Raw genomic sequence first — 19,848 nt, 5'->3', positions numbered from 1 at the left:
CAAAGTTGTCGGGTTTTTTATGCCTCAGAGTGACGAAGCGATGCTGTTTCGAACATCCGTCATCAAGTCATCAAGGGGTAAATCCCCGGTGGCCACCGGAGGATGGATCACGATTTCAATCTCACCGGGAGTGAAGGCAGCATGCCCCTTGGGAAGCCGCTGGTGGGAGCCCCGGATGGTAACAGGGAGAATCGGAAGCTGGCCATCCTTGGCGATCACAAAACCACCTTTCTTGAACGGCAGCAGCTTCCCGTCCAGAGAGCGTGTGCCCTCCGGAAAAATCAGGATGCCAGTGCCATTGGGCAGTTGGGCAACACCCCGCTTGATACTCTCCAGCGCATCACTGCCCCTGGACCTGTCGATAAACAGGTTGCGGGAAGTCTCCAGTGCCAGCCCGAACAGGGGCACCTTGCGCAGTTCCTTCTTGATTACCCAGCGGTACTGCAACCGGAGCGCCAGCACCAGGGCCGGAGGATCAAAGTAGGAGGCGTGATTGCTCAGAATCACATAACGCTGACCGGGCTGAATGTTTTCCCTGCCACGGACCCGCAGCCGGATACCGCAGACTTTCAGGATCCCCCAGGCATAGATCCGGGTACCGTGAAACGCCGCATCACCGCGCTTTCCGGAAAGAGCGGCGATCACGATCGGCAAAAACAGGATCAGCGTGAGCGATATGGCCCAGAACAGAATCCAGGCAGCTTTGAGCATTCGGAGCATGAAATGATTCCTGTAGGTCTCGACTTCCGTTTTAACGAGCAACAGGGAAACAAAGATTACACAGCGCGGGGAAAATCACAAAACGGATAGCCACGGAAGGATGATTTCAAGATGAAAAAAAGGCAGCCGAAGCTGCCTTTCTGGCGGTTATTCCCGAATCCCTCAGGGATTACAGCGGAACAACGTTCTCCGCCTGGGGACCTTTCTGGCCCTGGGTAACGGTGAACTCAACCTGCTGGCCTTCTGCCAGAGTCTTGAAACCGCTGCCCTGAATAGCGCTGTAGTGAACAAAAACGTCCGGGCCGCCTTCACGAGTGATAAAGCCAAAGCCTTTTGCTTCGTTGAAGAACTTAACAGTACCGGTAGTAGTAGACATACTTAAACTTCCTGAAATCAATCATATTATCTGCCGCCGTACACCCTCGTGGTGCAAGGTCGACGTTTTGCGGAAATACAGAACTCGCGGAATCAGAAACAGGACGGTCACTACACACTGCGGAGGTACGCCTTATTCATGAAATGCTTTACTGAATCTTTCCTACATTTTTAACTCTACTCCTGAATCCGAGACTTGCCAAGGGTATTTTCAAGAAAAAATATAGGTAGTGATACCCATCAGCCCTTCACCAGGCCGAAGGTGTAAATTCCCAATGCAGTCATCAGGATGGAGCCCACCACATGGGCCAGAATACCGGTGATGGCCATGGCCCATTTGCCTTCCTGGATGGCGGCGAACATCTCCAGAGAAAAGGTAGAGAACGTGGTCAGCGCGCCGCACAGTCCGGTAATGGCAAACAGCCGCCACTCCGGCGCCAGGGTGCTGCCATGACTGAAATAACCGATCAGCAGGCCGATCAGCCAGCCACCACTGAGGTTGGCGACCAGCGTACCGTAAGGAATTGCATGGTAGGTGGCATTCAGCCACAACCCCAGGGCCCAACGAAGGTTGGCGCCGATCACGGCGCCAACACTTACTGCAAAAAAAGACAACCACATGTCAGAGCATGTCTCCGGTCAGGCAGGATTGTGGTCAATCACAGACTCCTTGTTGTGCGCAAAGGCATCAAACGGGAAGTCGTCCACAGTCAGCATTTCCAGCACCACGGCTTCGTACTGACGCATGAAGTCCGTCTCTTCCCTGGTGTAAACACCGGCCTCCAGGGCCGCTTCGAACCGCTCTTCCGGATGCAGCGCCGTCATGGGCAGCTCGCCCCTAGCGTAGGCCTTGGTGACCTTCCGGTACAGCTGTTCGGCCTTGTCATAGTCTTTGAGCAGACCATTGTAACGGGCAACCGGGTTCTCCACCGTGCCTTCGCCATCGCTAGTCCAAATGCTGGCGATCAGTTTATTGCGAATCGGCGTATCGGTGGAGATGGCGCGGGCCAGTTTACGGGCCAGATCATCCCCGGGGCTGCCCCAGCGGCGACCCAACGGCATGGTAACAGCGCGCAAGACCAGCGCCACGGCGCGGTTGGGCAGGTTCTGCAGGAACTCATCCAGCGCGTTTTCAGTGCGATGCATCAGCAGGCCCAGACTGTACTCCATCACTTCCTTCTCGCCTTGCACCGGCTGAGTCTCGTGCCAGTTCTTCAGCACCATGGATGCGAGGTACAGGTTGGACAGCATATCTCCCAGGCGCGCCGAGATCAGCTCACGCATTTTCAGCTCGCCGCCCAGGGTGGTCATGGCGGCATCAGAACACAGACCGAAGGCCGCGCTGAACCGGACCACCGCCTGAGCGTATTTCCGGCTGGCACTGTCGAACGGCACATCCGCCCGACCAAGGCCAAGTGCCTGGGTGAAGGCGCGGGCAGCATTGCCGAAGATCAGACCGGCATGACCGAAGATGGCGCCGTCGAACGCCTTGATATCATCGTTATCCTTGGCCGCCAGTTCCTTGAGCACGTAAGGATGACAGCGGATCGCTCCCTGCCCGAAGATCATCAGGCTGCGGGTCATGATGTTGGCACCCTCAACGGTGATCGAAACGGCCGCACCGCTGAAACTGATACCCAGATAGTTGCGGGGGCCGAGGGTCACCGTCTTGCCACCGTGGACGTCCATGGCATCGGTGAGGATGCCTCTCTGGAACTCGGTCAGGTGATACTTGAGAATCGCAGACGGCACCGCCGGCTTCTCGCCTTTGTCGATCATGTTGGCGGTATGGTTAACCGCCGCCTGAGCGATATAGGTCTTGGCGGCAATGCGGGCCAGGGGCTCCTGCACACCTTCCATATCCGCAACCGGCGTGTTGAACTGGCGACGGATCCGGGTGAAGCCACCGGCGGTAGCCACGGAATAGGCAGCCGCACCGGCGGCACCGGAAGGCAGGGTAATACAGCGGCCAACCGACAGGCATTCAACCAGCATGCGCCAGCCCTGGCCCGCCATCTCCACACCACCGATGATGTAATCCAGCGGAATGAATACGTCCGTGCCCTTGATCGGTCCGTTCAGGAACGGGCTGCCGATCGGGCAGTGGCGGCGGCCGATTTCCATACCCTTGATGTCCCGGGGGATCAGGGCGCAGGTAATGCCATAATCCTTGGTGTCGCCCAGCACCCCGTCCGGATCAAACATCCGGAAGGCCAGGCCCACAACCGTGGCGATGGGTGCGAGGGTAATCCAGCGCTTCTCGAAATTGAGCCGGATTCCCACCACTTCCTTGCCATCCACTGTCTGCTTGCAGACGATGCCGGTGTCAGGCAGTGAGGTTGCATCCGAGCCGGCACGGGGGCCGGTCAGGCCGAAACAGGGGATCTCACGGCCATCGGCCAGACGTGGCAGGTAGTGATTCTTCTGGTCGTCGGTTCCGTATTTGACCAGCAACTCACCCGGGCCGAGAGAGTTGGGTACGCCGACAGACACCATCAGTGATTCGTTCGCAGCCAGTTTCTGCAGAACCGCTGTCTGGGCCTTGGCCGAGAACTCCAGGCCGCCGTATTCCTTCGGGATAATCATGCCGAAGAATTTTTCCTTCTTGAGGAAATCCCACAGCTCCTTCGGCAGGTCCGCACGCTCAACCGCCACGTCCCAGGCGTTGCACATGGAGATGGCCTGGGTGCACTGATTGTCCACGAAAGCCTGTTCTTCCTCGCTCAGGCCGGTATAGCGGTTAACCAGCAGGTTGTGCCAGTCCGGACGACCGGTAAACAGTTCGCCATCCCAGCCCACAGTGCCCGCTTCCAGAGCGACTTTCTCGGTATCCGAAACCTTGGGCGCGACTTTCTTGAACATCGCAAAAATGCGGGGTGTCAGCCAGCTCTGGCGGAAACCTGGCAAGCCTGCGGCCGCTGTTGCCGCGGCACCGATAAACAGCACCAGCGCCAGCCAACCGGAGGCAAAGATCAGGGACAGCAAACCGGTCCCTGCCATCACACCAATGGCGGACGTTGCACCGGACTCGCGCCGCATCACAATCAACAGGCCGGCCAGTGCCACTACAAACAGAATGAAAGTCATCATAGGTTCTCTCTGTCATCCATGGTTCAGGAATGTTGAAGACTACAATTTGTTACGTTCACCGTACCGCATCAGAGGATGGCTGACCAGCAAATGCCGCACAGTCAGCCAGTTACAGCCGTCACACCCCGGCTTACGCAGTCACTATCACCCGGATGCCTTCCAGGGCGAGACTGGCATGGCCAATGGCATCCCGGGCCGCCTCGAACTGGCCCCGGAAATAGTCGATTTCCTCTTCACGAATCGCCGGATTTACCCTCTGCAGCGCTTCCAGCCTGCGAATCTCCGGTTCAAAGCTGGCAGCTAGCTGGTCAAGGGCCTGCGCCTTCAGGGGCTCAAGGTGAGGCTTGGACAAACGCTCCACATGATCCACCATGGTTTCAACCTCAGGACGAATCTGCGGCACGATGGCCTGGGCCGTGCGCCGGCGGATGTTTGAGCACAGGTCGTTCAACCGGTCATGGGGCAACGCACCGGATAACTCCTTGCCGTTCACGTCCACCAGCAGTCGCAACGGCGAGACCGGCAGGTAGCGGGTCAGCTGCAGGGCATCCGGGGCGGGACAGTGCACAGTAAACAGCGCCTCCATCAGCAAAGTACCCGCCGGCAGCGCTTTCACAGACAGACTGGCCAGGGCCGCCTTGCCCAGGCCGGAACTGGTGACCGAATCCATCACCCCGGTCACCATCGGGTGCTCCCAGCTCATAAAGGCCAGATCTTCCCGTTCCAGGGCATTCCGGCGATCCCAGGTCACCGTTATGCCGTCTTCCGGCAACTCGGCCACGTGACCGGCCTGGTATTGCTCACCGGGGCGGAGAATGTCGGAATGATCAGCGTGGTCTTCCACACCCACCCCGAGAATGTCGAAGGCCTCCATCATGTAGTCACGAACCCGGACCTCACCTTCTTCTTCCTCAATGGCGGCGATCAGACCTTCAGCCACATCCCGGCGGCAGGAATTGAGTTCAATCAGCGCATCACGGCCGTTCTGGAGCAGCGTTTTCAGACGCTGCGACTCTTCAGCCGTGGCCCTGACCAGCTCAATAGCATCGGTGTCACCCTCGATGGCCTTCTGCCATTGGCTCTGGACAGCCTCCTGAACCGCCACGCCAACCGCACAGCTTTCGGCAAAGGCATTCAAACCTTCGTGGAACCACCGGAACTGAACTTCCTGGCTGGTCCCTTGCAGGTAAGGAATATGGATATCAATGGCTTCGGTCTGGCCGATCCGGTCCAGGCGACCGATGCGCTGCTCGAGCAGATCCGGATTGGCAGGCAGATCAAACAGCACCAGGTGATGGGCGAACTGGAAGTTCCGGCCCTCACTGCCGATCTCGGAACAGATCAGCGCCTGGGCACCCTGTTCACTATCCGCAAAATAGGCCGCAGCCCGGTCGCGCTCAAGAAGGCTAAGGTGCTCATGGAATGCGGCACTGCGGATACCGGCGCGTAGCTGGAGATAGTGTTCAAGGGCCATAGCGGTTTCGGCGCGGGCGCAGATGACGACTGCCTTGGCGGGACGCAGGCTGGCCAGTTTTTTCTCCAGCCAGGCCACCCGGGGATCGTCTGCCAACCATCGTTCCTCAGATACCAACTGCTCGGGCGCCAGTCCCTGCATTCCGGAGACCTGCCCCTTGTAGATATCCGGGCATGGCAAGGGCGCGGGGGCCGGACGACGCTCGGGGAACCCTTGAATCGCCGCCCGGGTGTTACGGAACAGCACGCGGCCGGTGCCATGGCGATCCAGCAAGGCATCAATCACCGACTGGCGGGGGGCATCACCGGCCAGCAACTGATCCAGCTCCTCACCCAGCCAGGCCTGCAGCAGTTTTCGATCGCCCGCGCTTATGTCGGAACGCTCGTCCTGCAGCCTGCGGACCACGTTGTTGATGACCTCGTACTGCTGTTCCTCCTCCCGGAATGCCTCCAGATCGTGAAAACGCGCGGGGTCCAGTAACCGCAACCGGGCAAAGTGACTGGCCACACCGACCTGTTCGGGGGTCGCTGTCAGCAGCAACAGGCCACGACTGATCGCCGAAAGCTCTTCCACCACCTGGTATTCGGGGCTGACTTGCCCCGGGCTCCAGGCCAGATGGTGGGCCTCGTCCACAATCATCAGGTCCCAGTCGGCCCGGAGGGCATCCTCACGGGCCTGCAGGCTGTTCACCAGGAAGTCGAGGCTGCAAAGCACCAACTGGTCGCTTTCGAAGGGATTGACAGAGTCATCGCCGCCGAAGATGTGGTTTACCAGCGCATCGACATCGCTTTCTTCATCTTTCAGGGCGTCGTAGCGGCTCTGGTCCAGGATCGAAAAACGCAGGTTGAAGCGCCGGAGCATTTCCACCAGCCACTGATGCGTCAGGGAATCCGGCACTACGATGAGTGCGCGCTTTGCCCGCCCGGTGTGAAGCTGGTAGTGCAGGATCAGGCCTGCTTCGATGGTTTTGCCGAGACCCACCTCGTCTGCCAGCATAACCCTCGGCGCATGGCGCCTTGCCACCTCATGGGCGATGTAGATCTGGTGCGGCAGATGCTGGGTACGGGCACCGATCAGCCCCTGGGCCGGGGACCCACGCAGGCGATTCATGTGCTGGAGTGTGGCGAACCTCAGACGAAAGGCGCCGTTTCGGTCGAACTGACCCGCAAACAGCCGCTGGTGCGGGGCCGAGAAATTCACTGATCCGGCCAGCTTCACTTCGGAGATTTCGTGCAGGTCAGTGCCATCATCCGCGTGATACATCAGCACGCCACCGAGATCCTCGACCGCGCGCACGATATAACGCTCACCCTCAAAGGTCTCAATTTCCTCCCCGACCTGATAAATGATGCGGGAAAGCGGTGCGTTATCAATTGCATAGGTGCGCTCCTCATCGGCAGCAGGGAATCCCAGGGTAACCCTTCGGCCAGAGATGTCCGTGACAATCCCCAACCCCAGGCCAGTATCACTGTGGCTGACCCAACGCTGACCGATAACAAATTCCGATGTATCCAAGAAACCTCCAGACCGATTAATTTCTGGTCGCGCCGTTCTCGCGCACCCAGTAAGCCGTAGCCCCACACACCGCCGCCGGCACCACAAACAGGTTCAGAACCGGCACCATGGCCGCCAATGCCACCGGCAGGCCAAAGCCGAATGCCGACAACCGCGTATCACCCAGTAGGCGGCGCAATGCCGGGAAACTGACCTTATGATTGTCTGCGGGATAGTCGACATACTGCAGCGCCATCATCCAGCTGTTGAAAACAAACCACAGAACGGCTGCAACCAGGTTAACCACCGGGATCAGACCGATGATCAGCAGGCCGATGGCTCGGGGCAGGTAGTAGAGAATTTTCTGTACCTCGCGCCAGAGCGCGCGTGGAATGTCTTTGATGATCGTTGCCCAGCTGTCATCGGTGTTGACCTCCTGACCGGTCAGATGTTTTTCGGTCAGTTCGGCAAGGTATCCGTAGAATGGGGAGCCGATGAGGTTGGCAACAATCACAAAACCATACGCCAGCATTAACAGAATGACGGCGCCATAAAGAATCCAGAACAGCCAGTCCATTGCCTGGAGCCAGGCCCAGTCCGGCAGCCAACCCATGGCGGCGGCAACCAGGCCGGCAAAAAGCTCGCCCAGGAAGATGAACAGCAACCCGAAGAGCAGGATATTGATAACAAGTGGAATAATGACAAATAGCCGCAGGCCGGGCTGACGAATCAGGCGGAAACCTTCACCCAGATAGCCCAGTCCACGAAAAAAATTACCTTTGAGCATCGCTGGCAGGACCTCCGCTTCCATGACAATGACGGGGCGCAAAGCATATCATGTTGGCAACATTCCCACAGCCCGGCAACTCTCAGGGACTTCCCCGATGGCAACACTGAAACATCGACTGACCAGCCTGCTGAACTATCGCGCACTGTGGCGGGTAGCCTTTGTGATATCCGTGCTGGCCATCGGGTTCCTGGCGACAACGGATAATCCTTATCCCGTGCCCTCGTCATCCAGCGATAAGGTGAACCACCTGGTCGCCTTCCTTGAACTCACCATCCTGACCCGCCTCTCGTGGCCGGATCTCCGGGCCATCTGGTTTGTGCCGGCACTGCTGGCATTTGGCCTGGGTATTGAGGCCATTCAGGCGAACCTGCCATACCGGGACTTTTCCCTGGCCGATCTGGCCGCAGACGCCGCCGGCATCGCCATCGGGCTCCTCCCCTGGCCCGGCATCCGAAAGACTGGAAAACCGGATTTGAGAAATTCACCCGAATCGTTGTGAGATATCTCCTACAAGCACGTGCGATCTTGCAGTGACATCGCGTACGCGGGGGCACTAGCCGACCCTCATGAAAAACCTAACCCACTGATAATCATAATTTATTGCTGGATACCCTCCCGAAGCCGTTAACGGCGAGCGCGCCGTTCACACGATTGTCAATATTCAATTGGTATAGTCTTTACATCAAGGATGACAGGGAAAAGGACGACGCACTGGATGCACCCCGGCATGGACTGCAGGGAGAGGCAGGGATACAGGGACGCCTCGCTTAAGGGATAATTATTCGGACAGCCGGCTCGGATGCCGGCACCACGGAGTGGCTCAGGGATCTGGCAACACGGCGGTTGCCCAAAGCGCAAGGATGCGCCGACCTGTTCCGCGAAAGGGCAACCCCAGGGTTGCCCTTTCTTTTTGTGATCTTCGTGGGCAGGCGACCTTGCAACCCTGCCCCGGTGAGGGTTTTGCCTGGAGGCTTGTTCCGCCGTTCAACTGACACCTGCTCCGCAGCTCCGCTTGAATAAAAGCGGACGCCGGTACAGCGGCCTGGGCCGGAAACAGGGCCCGGCAAGCGGAAAACAGTCATTTCCGCTATACTTCGGCCTTCATCCGACAACCGGTTAAACGCTGAAATGGCAAGCAGACCCGACACCGACGACTACCTTTCCCTGTTCCTGAATGACGTGCCCCTGATGGACGTCCGGGCACCGGTGGAGTTCGCCCGGGGCAGCTTTCCGAATGCGGAAAATGCGCCCCTGATGAATGACGAGGAGCGCCATCGGGTCGGCATCTGTTACAAGGAAAAGGGCCAGGACAAGGCCATTGAACTGGGACACCAACTGGTCTCAGGTGATATCAAGGCTCAGCGCATTGAAGCCTGGAAACACTTTGTCGCCCGCCACCCCGGGGGCTACCTGTTCTGCTTCCGGGGCGGCCTGCGCTCCCGGCTTACCCAGCAATGGATCCACGAGGCCGGCATTGACTACCCTCTGGTAAAAGGCGGCTACAAGGCCCTGCGCCGCTTCCTGATCGACAGCCTGGAAGCCCGGATTGAATCCAGCGAATTCCGCATCCTCAGCGGTCGCACAGGGACAGGCAAGACCCGGGTTCTGAAGCAGCTCCCCAATCCGGTGGACCTTGAAGGCCTGGCCAACCACCGAGGCTCCAGTTTCGGGCGGCAGGTTACTGCGCAACCCTCCCAGATCGACTTTGAGAACCGGCTCGCCGTGGCCATGCTCAAAGCCCATCATCTCATTGGCGGGTCTGTTTATCTGGAAGACGAGAGCCGTCTGGTCGGTCGCTGCGCCCTGCCCGAATCGCTCAGGGCAAGGATGGCCGAATCCCCCCTGATGGTCCTGGAGCAGCCGCTGGAAGAGCGCATTACCATCATTCGCGAAGACTATGTTGAGGGTATGGTCGCGGATTACGTCAACCGGGATGGCGCCGAGGCCGGCTGGCTGAATTTCCGGGACTATCTGCTCAGCGCCCTTGATCGCATTCGTAAACGTCTGGGAGGCGAGCGGCACCAGCAGCTTCGCAGCCTGATGGAGCAGGCGCTTGCAGAACAGCAAGCCGATGGCCGGACAGAAGCCCACAACGCGTGGATCCAGGCATTGCTGCAGGATTACTACGACCCCATGTATGACTACCAGCTGAGCCGGAAAGAGGGTCGAATTCTTGTTCGCGGGGGCCCGGACGCAATTCTGGACTGGGCCAGAGCCGGTTTCGTTGCGTAAGCATGTACCAGAAAAGGCCGGTTGCGATACACGCCCGTCCGGTTTGTCTGCCATGTGAGGTACAGACGAATCAGGTTGCCGCCGGATTTTTCCGATAATCAGACACTTATGAAAAAACACCAATGAACAAGGAGTCCACTATGGAAGACCTGCTTGGGGCTGATGGACGCGCTTCAGAGCTGATCAATCAGGCGATGACCCTGATTATGACTTATGCACCGAAAGTGGTGCTGGCCATCATCACCCTGGTGATCGGCCTCTGGCTGATCAACCGGTTTGTCGGTGTGCTCGACAACAAACTGGGCAAAAAGGATCCGACACTTAATAAATTCCTTTGTGGCCTGATCGGCGCGATCCTCAAGATTCTGCTGTTCATCTCTGTTGCGTCCATGGTCGGCATCGCCACGACCTCGTTCATTGCCATCATCGGTGCTGCCGGCCTGGCGGTGGGTCTGGCCCTTCAGGGCAGCCTCGGCAACTTTGCCGGCGGCGTGCTGATCCTGATCTTCAAACCGTTCAAGGTTGGAGACACCATTGATGCTCAGGGCTATCTCGGCGCCGTGCGGGAAATTTCCATCCTCTACACGATTGTCGACACCTTCGATAACCGCCGCATCGTCATTCCCAACGGCAGCCTGTCCAACGCTACGCTGGTGAACGTCAGCTACTACGACACGCGCCGTTGCGACATGACCTTTGGCATTGCCTACGGCGATGACATCGACAAGGCCCGGGCCGTGATCAAGCAGCTTCTGGACGAGGACAAACGGGTACTGCCGGAGCCTGAGCCGAGAATATCGGTGGGTTCCCTGGGCGACAACTCGGTCAACATCATCGTCCGGCCCTGGACCAGAACTGACGATCTCTGGCCGGTTTACTGGGACATGCACGAGCGGGTGAAGAAAGCCTTTGACAAGGAAGGCCTCACGATCCCGTTCCCACAGCGCGACGTTCATCTCTACAAGAACGAGTGAACCGGTTCGCATTGATACATCTGGTTACTCGCAAACTGCGTAGCCTCAACTAAGCTGACCATTAATGGCGGGGTTTTCCGGCCCCGCCAGGCCATCGGGGCCCGGCAGGCCAACAATCGCAGGCTCCGGAACGCTGTCATTGCTGGTAGGAGGTGGTCACTATGCCGGTACAGCAGTTGAAGGAATTCCTCGAAGAGGCAAATGTGGAATACATGTGCCTCTCTCACCCCCCTGCGTTTACCGCCCAGGAACTGGCCCACCACGTAAAGATTGCCGGCGACCGCGTCGTCAAAACCGTGATCATCGAGCTGGATGGCAAAATGGCCATGCTGGTCATGCCGGCTACCTGGCGCATCCGCTGGGACAGGCTGTCCCGGATTCTCGAGACCGACTTTCTTGATCTTGCCGATGAACAGGAATTCCAGGACCGGTTTCCGGATTGTGAAGTGGGCGCCATGCCGCCATTTGGCAACCTGTTCGGCATGACCGTGTACTGCGCCGAGGCCCTGACCGAACAGCCCGAACTCGCTTTCGCTGCTGGCAGCCATACCGAATCGGTTCACATGAAAACACCGGATTTTCTCACCCTGGTTCAGCCAATGGTCCTGAACCAGGGCTTTACCAAACCCGGAGCCCAGAAGCCCGCCTGGCTGGTCAAAAACCGCCGCCGGCCTGACGACACCGCGAAACAGCGGGTATTCGGCATGGCAGGGTACTGACACTTTTCATGCCGGCTTGATCCCGATCTCTTGTCTGACCGCTGTCATCGCGTAAACTGAGGGCATCAGACAGGAAACCGATATGACTCAAGCCTTTGATATTGTGGTTGTTGGCGCCGGCATGGTCGGAGCTGCCCTGGCCACTGGCCTCGGCCAGAGTGGCTTCAGTGTCGCCGTGGTTGATCGTGCTCCCCCACCCGTCTTCGACCCGCAAGCCAGCCCGGATATCCGGGTATCCGCCCTGAGCGCCGGTAGTGAACGTTACCTCCGGAGCATCGATGCCTGGAACAAAATCCTTAACATGCGGGCAACGCCCTACCAGCGGCTTGCGGTGTGGGATGAAACCCGGTATCCACTTCAAAACCTCGTGCCCCGGAAACTGATTGCAGTTGAATTCGACGCAACGGAACTGGGCGCCCACCATCTCGGCCATATCGTCGAGAACCCGGTAACCCAGCAGGCGCTCTGGCAGACCGCGGAGGCAGAACCACGGGTGACCCTGATTCACGGACACGGCATTTCATCGCTGGCCCTGTCCAGTGAATCGGCCACCGTTACCCTGGACGACGGTCGCGAACTCACCGCAGCCCTGGTGATCGGCGCTGATGGCGCCCGGTCCCGGGTCCGGGATCTCGCCGGCATCGGCACCACCCGGAACCAGTATGGCCAGCAGGCCATGGTGATCTCCGTGCGCTACCAGGGCCCGGTTGAGGACATTACCTGGCAGGGCTTCCACCCCTCCGGTCCCCGGGCGTTCCTGCCGCTGCACAGTGCTGGCCTGGACTTTCCGGGTGAGAGCTGGGGCTCGCTGGTCTGGTACGATGCGCCCGATGAACTGGCCCGCCTGAAGGCACTGGACGACGACGAACTGATGGCCGAAATCCAGTCGGCCTTCCCATCGTGCCTGCCACCGCTGACCCACATCGACGCCCGGGCCTCTTTTCCCATTGCCCGGCAGCACGCCAGGCACTATTTCGCAGGCAGGGTGGTTCTGGCCGGTGATTCGGCCCACACCATCAATCCATTGGCGGGCCAGGGCGTAAACCTCGGTTTCCAGGACGCCCAGGCACTGCAAGGCGTGCTCAGGGAAGCCAGGCGCGCCGGCGACGACCTGGCTGACCGGAAATGGCTGGATCAGTACGAGCAGCAACGCCGCCCGGCCAACCGCCGGATGATGCTGACCATGGATGTGTTCTACCACCTGTTCAGCAACCAGGTTCCGCCGGTGCACCTGCTCCGGAACCTCGGCCTCGGCGCCGCCCGCGCCCTGCCCTTCGCCCGTAACCGGGTTGCCCGCTATGCCATGGGTATCGATGAAGAGTTGCCGCCCGTGCTAAAACAGGTCACCGCCCGGATTCCGGGCCTGAACCAGCGTTAAACCCCGAACCCGACACTCATTACAACTAGAAAGGAGTCACCATGTCTGAGACGATTTTTACCAAGATCATCAACCGGGAAATCCCCGCCGACATTATTTACGAGGACGACATCAGCCTGGCGTTCAATGACATCAATCCCCAGGCGCCGGTGCATTTTCTGGTGATCCCGAAAAAGGCCATCGCCACCATCAACGACCTGACGGAAGCTGACCGCGAACTGGTCGGGCACCTGTATCTGGTGGCAGCGAAGATTGCCAGTGAACAGGGTTTTGCGGATGACGGCTATCGGGTGGTCATGAACTGCGGCGAGAATTCCGGGCAGACGGTGTTTCACATCCACCTTCACGTCCTGGCCGGCAAGCCGCTGGGGTGGCCGCCTTATACCGACAAGATGAAGCAGGCCTGAATGAACACGGGGTCATGAACACGGGGTCAGATGAAAGCTTTCATCTGACCCCAATTTCGACCCCAGCTTTGACTGGACGAAGTCCTAACTCCGATGTTTAACCGATCAGCGACCGACGACTCTTTCGGCCTCTTCCACCGGCGTATGACGAACGTCCTCGCCCTTGACCATGAAGATCACGTTCTCGGCAATGTTGCAAGCGTGGTCACCGACCCGCTCCAGGGCACGAAGCACCCACATGACCGACATACACCGTGAGATGTTGCGGGTATCTTCCATCATGAAGGTCAGCAGGGTACGGGCGGCCGCCTGATACTCCTCATCGACCCGCTTGTCTTCCTTCATGATCCGCAGGGCCTGCTCGGAGTCCAGACGTGCGAAGGCATCCAGGGCATCGTGGAGCATGCTGAGCACGTGGGCACCGATATGGCGGACTTCCACGTAACCACGGGGGGCCTGCCCCTCCTCGGTCAGCTTGATGGCCAGTTTGGCAATCTTCTTGGCCTCATCACCCACACGCTCCAGATCAGCCACCATCTTGATGACCGAGATCACCAGGCGCAGGTCCCGGGCGGTAGGCTGACGGCGGGCGATAATCAGTGTCGCCTCTTCGTCGATCTCTACTTCCATCCGGTCGACTTTCTTGTCGTTGGCACGGATTTCATCGGCCATATGACCATTACCATCCACCAGAGCCTGAATGGCATTCTCAACCTGGACTTCAACCATGCCGCCCATTTTCAGAAACTCGGTTTTGAGCGCCATCAGTTCGTCATTGAACTTGTTGGAGATGTGATCTCCGTACACGTCGTCCTTCTTCGTAGGCATACTGTTGTTCTCCAAAATTCCCCAGGTCCGGAATCAGCCGAAACGGCCGGTTATGTAGGACTCGGTCAGTTCATGTTCCGGCGAGGTAAATACCTTGTTGGTCTCGTTCACTTCCACTAGGTGCCCGAGGTGGAAGTAGGCCGTGCGATGGGATACCCGGGCCGCCTGCTGCATGGAGTGTGTCACAATAACAATAGTGTAGCTCTCCGACATCTCTGCGATCAGCTCTTCCACCTTGGCGGTCGCGATGGGGTCCAGCGCGGAGCAGGGCTCATCCATCAGGATCACTTCCGGGCTGACAGCAATGGCCCGGGCGATACACAGGCGCTGCTGCTGGCCACCGGACATACCCGTTGCGGTGGCATCCAGCCGGTCCTTTGCTTCATCCCACAGGCCGGCCTTGCGCAGACTGTTTTCGACAATCTCGTCCAGATCGGACTTGCGGTTGGCAAGGCCGTGAATACGCGGGCCGTAGGCCACGTTGTCGTAGATCGACTTCGGAAACGGGTTCGGTTTCTGAAACACCATACCGACCCGGGCACGCAGCTCAACCACATCCCGCTTGGGGTCGTAGATGTCATGATCGTCCAGTTGCAAAGACCCCTTCACACGACAGATATCAATACTGTCGTTCATGCGATTCAGGCAGCGTAGGAAAGTGGATTTACCACAGCCTGAAGGCCCGATAAAGGCGATGACCTCATTGCGGGAAATATCCAGACTGATTTTCTTGATCGCACGGGTGTCACCATAGAATACGTCAACATCCCGAAGTTTGAACTTCGGATCGTCAGAGAACGGTTTGCCGACGGTTTTGCCTTCCTCGATGATGGTTTCCGCCGGTTTCTCTTCCTGAATCGGGACAGCTGCCTCTTCCGACTGAGACGCCTCACTGGTAATCGTCGGGTTAATGCTATTCATTGGAATCTCCTCACCACCGGCGCTCAAGACGCTTACGCATCCAGATCGCCAGTGCATTCATACTGATCAGGAAGGTCAGCAGCACCATAATGGCGGCTGATGCACGTTCAATAAAGGCCAGCTCGGGGCTGCCTACCCACAGGAACACCTGCACGGGCAATACGGTTGCGGAGTCGAAGAAGCCGTCCGGCACGTCGACGATAAACGCGACCATACCAATCAGCAGCAGCGGCGCGGTCTCTCCGAGTGCCTGGGCCATACCGATGATTGAGCCGGTGAGCATACCCGGCATGGCCAGAGGCAATACATGGTGCAGAACCACCTGCATCTTGGAGGCGCCAATGCCTTCGGCAGCCTCACGAATGGAAGGCGGCACACTTTTGATGGCGGCGCGGCTCGATATGATGATGGTTGGCAATGTCATCAGGGTCAGTACCAGGCCACCGACCGCCGGAACAGACCGCGGCATGCCGAAAAGGTTGATGAACACCGCCAGACCCAGCAGACCGAAAATAATTGACGGGACAGCCGCCAGGTTGTTGATGTTGACCTCAATAAAATCGGTAAGCCTGTTCTGTGGTGCGAATTCTTCCAGGTAGATCGCGGCAGCCACGCCAATCGGGAAGGAAAGCATGAGGGTCACGAACATCGTGAGCAGAGACCCGACAATGGCCCCGAGAATGCCCGCCTTGGACGGATCCCGGGAGTCACCACCACTGAAGAACACATCATTGAATGAGGTCTCGATGACGTCTCTTTCCAGCAGCTCATCAACCCAGGACTGCTGCCGTTCATTCAGCTTGATCGAGTAGGCCTCATCCCCGGCATGTTTCACATAGACGTCAACATCCGTATGAGTAAGGAAACTCATGGTCTGAGTGGTACCGAGCCAACCGGGATTCTCATTGAGCGCATCACGAAGGTCGACAGACGCGTACGGGTTGATCAGGTCTTTTACCTGCTTCCGATCGTCCTCAGTCGCTCCCGGAATTTCCTTGATCAGCGCCTGAATAAGGGGCTCCACAAAGTCCGCCATCTTCAACTGGCGCTCATCGGTGGCATCGTCCAGGTACATCATTTCACGGTCGAGATTCACATCCAGCGTGATGGTGGTTTTCACAAAGCCGGTATAACCCTTCCCGATGATATCAGTGAACAGGATTACCAGAGCTCCCAGGGCAATAGCGATTGCCAGAATGCCGTAGGCACGGAACCTGCGTTCCTTACGGTACCGGCGCTTGAGTGACTGGCGGACAATCTCCGCCTGTGAACGTTTATCAGTCATACTGTTCCCGATATTTGCGGACAACTTTCAGGGCAATCACATTGAGTAACAGGGTTGCCAGGAAGAGCATGGCACCGAGTGCAAACGCGGCCAGCGTTTTGGCGCTGTCGAATTCCTGGTCACCGGTGAGCAGGGTGACGATCTGAACGGTTACGGTTGTGACCGTTTCCAGTGGGTTAGCAGTCAGATTCGCAGCCAGGCCAGCGGCCATGACCACGATCATTGTCTCGCCAATGGCCCTGGAAACCGCCAGCAGGATGCCACCCATGATTCCCGGCAACGCTGCGGGGAAAATAACCTTCTTCATGGTCTCCGATTGGGTCGCCCCCAGGGCAAGGGAGCCATCACGCATCGCCTGGGGTACGGCGTTGATCACGTCATCTGACAGGGAGGATACGAATGGGATGATCATGATACCCATGACAGCACCGGCAGCCAGCGCGCTTTGCGACGACGCTTCGATGCCAATGGAAGCGGCCAGATCGCTGATAAAGGGCGCAACCGTCAAGGCAGCGAAGAAGCCATAAACCACCGTGGGGATACCCGCCAGCATTTCCAACAACGGTTTGACCACTCCGCGAACCTTCCTGTTGGCGTATTCAGACAGGTAAATAGCAGACAGCAGGCCCACCGGCACCGCAACCACCATGGCAATCGCGGAAATAAGCAGGGTACCGGTGAACAGGGGAATCATCCCGAATGCTCCCTGGGAGGCAACCTGATCAGCACGGAGCGCAGTCTGGGGGCTCCAGTGACTGCCGAAGAAAAACTCCGTAAACGGAACCTTTTCAAAGAAACGGAAGGTTTCGAAGGCCACTGAAAAAATGATGCCGACGGTGGTCAGAATGGCCAGGGCCGCACACGAGAAAAACACCCACTTCAGGATGGACTCTACCTGAGCACGGGCATTCAGGCGCGGCCGGATTCTCAGCCACCCCAGGAAACCGGCCAGAACAGCGACCGTAATCACAAGCGCAGACATCAGAAACTGGCTCTGGGAGCGCAATGCCTTCAAACGCTCTGCGGCCTCGACGATGGGGGCCTCTGCAAATCCCGATGGCAAGGCACCGCTGGCAACGTTGGAGATTTTGCTGAGTAGCAGACTGGCTTCGCCTTCGCTGGCGGGCATCAGGCCTTCCGGCAACCCGCCAATAACGATCAACTGAATGACCTTTCCCTGGAGCGCTGCCCACAGAGCCAGGACGACGAGCGCAGGGATGCCACTCCAAAGCGCAGCGCGGGCCCCGTAATAGAAAGGCAGAGACTTGAGATGGCGAATACCCCCCAATGGCATGGCCAGTGACCGGGACCGCGCATACCCCAGCCCGTAGGCCACAACCGCCAGCACCAGGGTCAGTAAAAGAAGATTAGCGGGTTGCATGAAAGTTCCTGTCTTCGACTTCAGATAGGCGCACAGTCTACAGATTCCTCTCTGAGCTGACACCAGTCGTCCTGACGTACAAAAGGGCGCGAGCCTCATTCGAGACCCGCACCCCTGTTTTACCGGACGGCTGGATTACTTGAGCTCATCCAGGGTCAGGTTGCGCATGTTCTCTGACTTTTCCATCAGGTCCATCAGGGCTTCGCGCGGGGGAACGATCAGGCCAACGTCTTTCAGGTAGCCGTTCTGGCCCATGGCCGCGTTGCTAATAAATTCATCAACGTATTCCTGGATGCCCGGTACCACACCGATATGCGCTTTCTTCACGTAGAAGAACAGGGAGCGTGCAACCGGGTATTCATCAGCAGCGATCGCCTCGGCGGTCGGAACCATGCCATTGAGAGTAGCAGCCTGCAGGCGATCGGCGTTCTCTTCCAGGAAGCTGTAACCGAACACACCGTACATACCGGTGTCGCCGATCAGTTTCTGAACGATCAGGTTATCGTTCTCGCCCGCTTCGATGAAGGCGCCGTCTTCACGGACGCTTTCACAGATGGAGCTGTGCTCATCCTTGCTCAGGCTCGCTGCTTCAGGCAGCTCGTCACAACCGGCGGCCAGGACCAGCTCGTTGAAGGAGTCACGGGTACCGGAGGTCGGAGGGGGACCCATTACACGGATCGGCTTGTTCGGCAGACTGGAGTCAACGTCGCTCCAGTTTTTGTTCGGGTTGGCAACCCACTTACCGTCAACGGGAACCTTGGAACCCAGAGCCAGGAACAGCTGCTCGAGAGTGACATCGAGGTTCTCGGCATTCCTGGAGCTGGCGATAACGATGCCGTCAGAACCAATACGGAACTCGGTGATGTCCTTGACGCCATTTTTCTGGCAAAGCTCGAACTCGGAGGTTTTCATTCGGCGTGAAGCGTTGGTGATATCAGGGTGCTGGGTACCAACACCCTGACAGAACAGCTTCATACCACCACCGGAGCCAGTGGACTCAAGCTTCGGCGTGCTGAAGTCGGTTTTGGTGCCAAAGCGCTCAGCCACCACGGTAGCGAACGGATAAACAGTCGAGGAACCCACGATGCTGATGGTGTCACGGGCCATGGCCGGCGCGGACAGGACGGCTACGGAACCAGCGAGCGCAACAGTCGCGAGTGCTTTATTCAGTTTCATCACGTCAAATCTCCATTATTCGGTTTGGACGTTGTGTCGGATGTGTTTTACCGATGGATGCAGACTAACGGCGCTCTGTGACAACTTTGTTACAGCATCTGAAATATAGTCCGGAATGTTCAAATTTGCTTGCAGCGGCGCCTCAGCCCGCTACCATGCGGGTTACAACAATTCCAGGCTTGCTAAAGGCAGTACTATGACCGCGTATGACGATGACAAACCCACACCCCGTGGTGAACTGGCGCTTCAGGTAATTCCCCTTCCCGTCGATACCAACGCCAATGGCGATGTCTTCGCCGGCTGGCTGGTGAAACAGATGGATATCGCCGCCGCCACCATGGCCGGTCGTATTTCCCAGGGCCGCAACGCCACCGTCGCCATGGACCGGATGGAGTTTCTGTCGCCGTTACGGGTTGGTTCGCAGGTGGGCTGTTATTGCGAGCTGGTCGATATCGGTCGCAGCTCCATGAAGATCAACGTCGAGGTCTGGACTCTGGACCGCACCGCGAAGAATCCCCGCAAGGTAACCGAAGGCCTTTTCGTTTATGTAGCGATCGATGAACACGGCCGGATCCGGGAAGTACCCGAGCAAAGCCTCTGAACT

18 protein-coding genes are annotated in these 19,848 nt (G+C 58.1%); 7 read left to right on the top strand and 11 right to left on the bottom strand.

Going from position 1 to position 19,848, the window contains the following annotated elements; translation table 11 throughout:
• Positions 1-24: 24 nt before the first annotated feature.
• The 6 genes from AC13C0_RS13340 to cysZ form a co-directional block, all read right to left on the bottom strand.
• The gene (locus AC13C0_RS13340) at positions 25-720 is read right to left on the bottom strand and encodes a lysophospholipid acyltransferase family protein (protein ID WP_117618669.1); all 696 of its coding nucleotides are present in this window, start codon (positions 718-720) and stop codon (positions 25-27) included.
• A 169-nt stretch (positions 721-889) separates the two neighbouring features.
• Positions 890-1,096 (bottom strand): cold-shock protein, encoded by a 207-nt coding sequence (locus tag AC13C0_RS13335; protein ID WP_044389091.1) that lies wholly within the window; start codon positions 1,094-1,096, stop codon positions 890-892.
• A 239-nt stretch (positions 1,097-1,335) separates the two neighbouring features.
• Positions 1,336-1,716, bottom strand: a complete 381-nt coding sequence (gene crcB, locus AC13C0_RS13330; RefSeq protein ID WP_117618670.1) for a fluoride efflux transporter CrcB — start codon at positions 1,714-1,716, stop codon at positions 1,336-1,338.
• Between the two features lie 18 nt (positions 1,717-1,734).
• The gene (locus AC13C0_RS13325) at positions 1,735-4,185 is read right to left on the bottom strand and encodes an acyl-CoA dehydrogenase (protein ID WP_341580793.1); all 2,451 of its coding nucleotides are present in this window, start codon (positions 4,183-4,185) and stop codon (positions 1,735-1,737) included.
• Positions 4,186-4,315: 130 nt separating this feature from the next.
• On the bottom strand, positions 4,316-7,174 hold the full coding sequence (rapA, locus tag AC13C0_RS13320) for an RNA polymerase-associated protein RapA (protein ID WP_482954539.1): 2,859 nt from the start codon (positions 7,172-7,174) through the stop codon (positions 4,316-4,318).
• A 16-nt stretch (positions 7,175-7,190) separates the two neighbouring features.
• Complete coding sequence (gene cysZ / locus AC13C0_RS13315; RefSeq protein ID WP_117620365.1) at positions 7,191-7,940, bottom strand: sulfate transporter CysZ; 750 nt, start codon at positions 7,938-7,940, stop codon at positions 7,191-7,193.
• A 97-nt stretch (positions 7,941-8,037) separates the two neighbouring features.
• On the opposite strand from cysZ, the gene AC13C0_RS13310 reads away from it, so the two are divergent.
• From AC13C0_RS13310 to AC13C0_RS13285, 6 genes are all read left to right on the top strand, one after another.
• On the top strand, positions 8,038-8,442 hold the full coding sequence (locus tag AC13C0_RS13310; RefSeq protein ID WP_117618673.1) for a VanZ family protein: 405 nt from the start codon (positions 8,038-8,040) through the stop codon (positions 8,440-8,442).
• A 629-nt stretch (positions 8,443-9,071) separates the two neighbouring features.
• On the top strand, positions 9,072-10,175 hold the full coding sequence (gene mnmH, locus AC13C0_RS13305; protein ID WP_482954538.1) for a tRNA 2-selenouridine(34) synthase MnmH: 1,104 nt from the start codon (positions 9,072-9,074) through the stop codon (positions 10,173-10,175).
• 140 nt (positions 10,176-10,315) lie between these two features.
• On the top strand, positions 10,316-11,149 hold the full coding sequence (locus AC13C0_RS13300) for a mechanosensitive ion channel family protein (protein ID WP_117618675.1): 834 nt from the start codon (positions 10,316-10,318) through the stop codon (positions 11,147-11,149).
• Between the two features lie 161 nt (positions 11,150-11,310).
• Positions 11,311-11,868, top strand: coding sequence for an aminoacyl-tRNA deacylase (locus AC13C0_RS13295; RefSeq protein ID WP_117618676.1), 558 nt, complete (start codon positions 11,311-11,313; stop codon positions 11,866-11,868).
• A gap of 82 nt (positions 11,869-11,950) precedes the next feature.
• Entirely contained in the window at positions 11,951-13,246 is a 1,296-nt protein-coding gene (locus AC13C0_RS13290; RefSeq protein WP_117618677.1) for an FAD-dependent monooxygenase, read from the top strand.
• A 41-nt stretch (positions 13,247-13,287) separates the two neighbouring features.
• Complete coding sequence (locus AC13C0_RS13285; protein WP_117618678.1) at positions 13,288-13,653, top strand: histidine triad nucleotide-binding protein; 366 nt, start codon at positions 13,288-13,290, stop codon at positions 13,651-13,653.
• Positions 13,654-13,758: 105 nt separating this feature from the next.
• Here the strand turns inward: AC13C0_RS13285 and phoU are convergent, their stop codons facing one another.
• The 5 genes from phoU to AC13C0_RS13260 form a co-directional block, all read right to left on the bottom strand.
• Positions 13,759-14,481 carry a phosphate signaling complex protein PhoU gene (gene phoU / locus AC13C0_RS13280; protein ID WP_117620366.1) on the bottom strand — a complete coding sequence of 241 codons (723 nt, stop codon included), beginning with the start codon at positions 14,479-14,481 and terminating at the stop codon, positions 13,759-13,761.
• 33 nt (positions 14,482-14,514) lie between these two features.
• Positions 14,515-15,402 carry a phosphate ABC transporter ATP-binding protein PstB gene (gene pstB / locus AC13C0_RS13275; protein WP_117618679.1) on the bottom strand — a complete coding sequence of 296 codons (888 nt, stop codon included), beginning with the start codon at positions 15,400-15,402 and terminating at the stop codon, positions 14,515-14,517.
• Positions 15,403-15,412: 10 nt separating this feature from the next.
• Positions 15,413-16,687 (bottom strand): phosphate ABC transporter permease PstA, encoded by a 1,275-nt coding sequence (pstA, locus tag AC13C0_RS13270; protein ID WP_482954537.1) that lies wholly within the window; start codon positions 16,685-16,687, stop codon positions 15,413-15,415.
• Complete coding sequence (gene pstC, locus AC13C0_RS13265; protein WP_482954536.1) at positions 16,680-18,068, bottom strand: phosphate ABC transporter permease subunit PstC; 1,389 nt, start codon at positions 18,066-18,068, stop codon at positions 16,680-16,682. The genes pstA and pstC overlap by 8 nt, the downstream gene beginning before the upstream one ends.
• Positions 18,069-18,203: 135 nt before the next feature.
• The gene (locus tag AC13C0_RS13260) at positions 18,204-19,247 is read right to left on the bottom strand and encodes a substrate-binding domain-containing protein (RefSeq protein WP_482954535.1); all 1,044 of its coding nucleotides are present in this window, start codon (positions 19,245-19,247) and stop codon (positions 18,204-18,206) included.
• Positions 19,248-19,440: 193 nt separating this feature from the next.
• Here AC13C0_RS13260 and AC13C0_RS13255 point away from each other — a divergent pair, with 193 nt between their 5' ends.
• Entirely contained in the window at positions 19,441-19,845 is a 405-nt protein-coding gene (locus AC13C0_RS13255; RefSeq protein WP_117618683.1) for an acyl-CoA thioesterase, read from the top strand.
• The last annotated feature ends 3 nt before the right edge of the window (positions 19,846-19,848 follow it).

The organism is Marinobacter sp. B-21 (genome assembly GCF_056857895.1).
The sequence above is the reverse complement of the archived record's forward strand: the minus strand, read 5'-3'. Positions and strand labels throughout refer to the sequence as shown.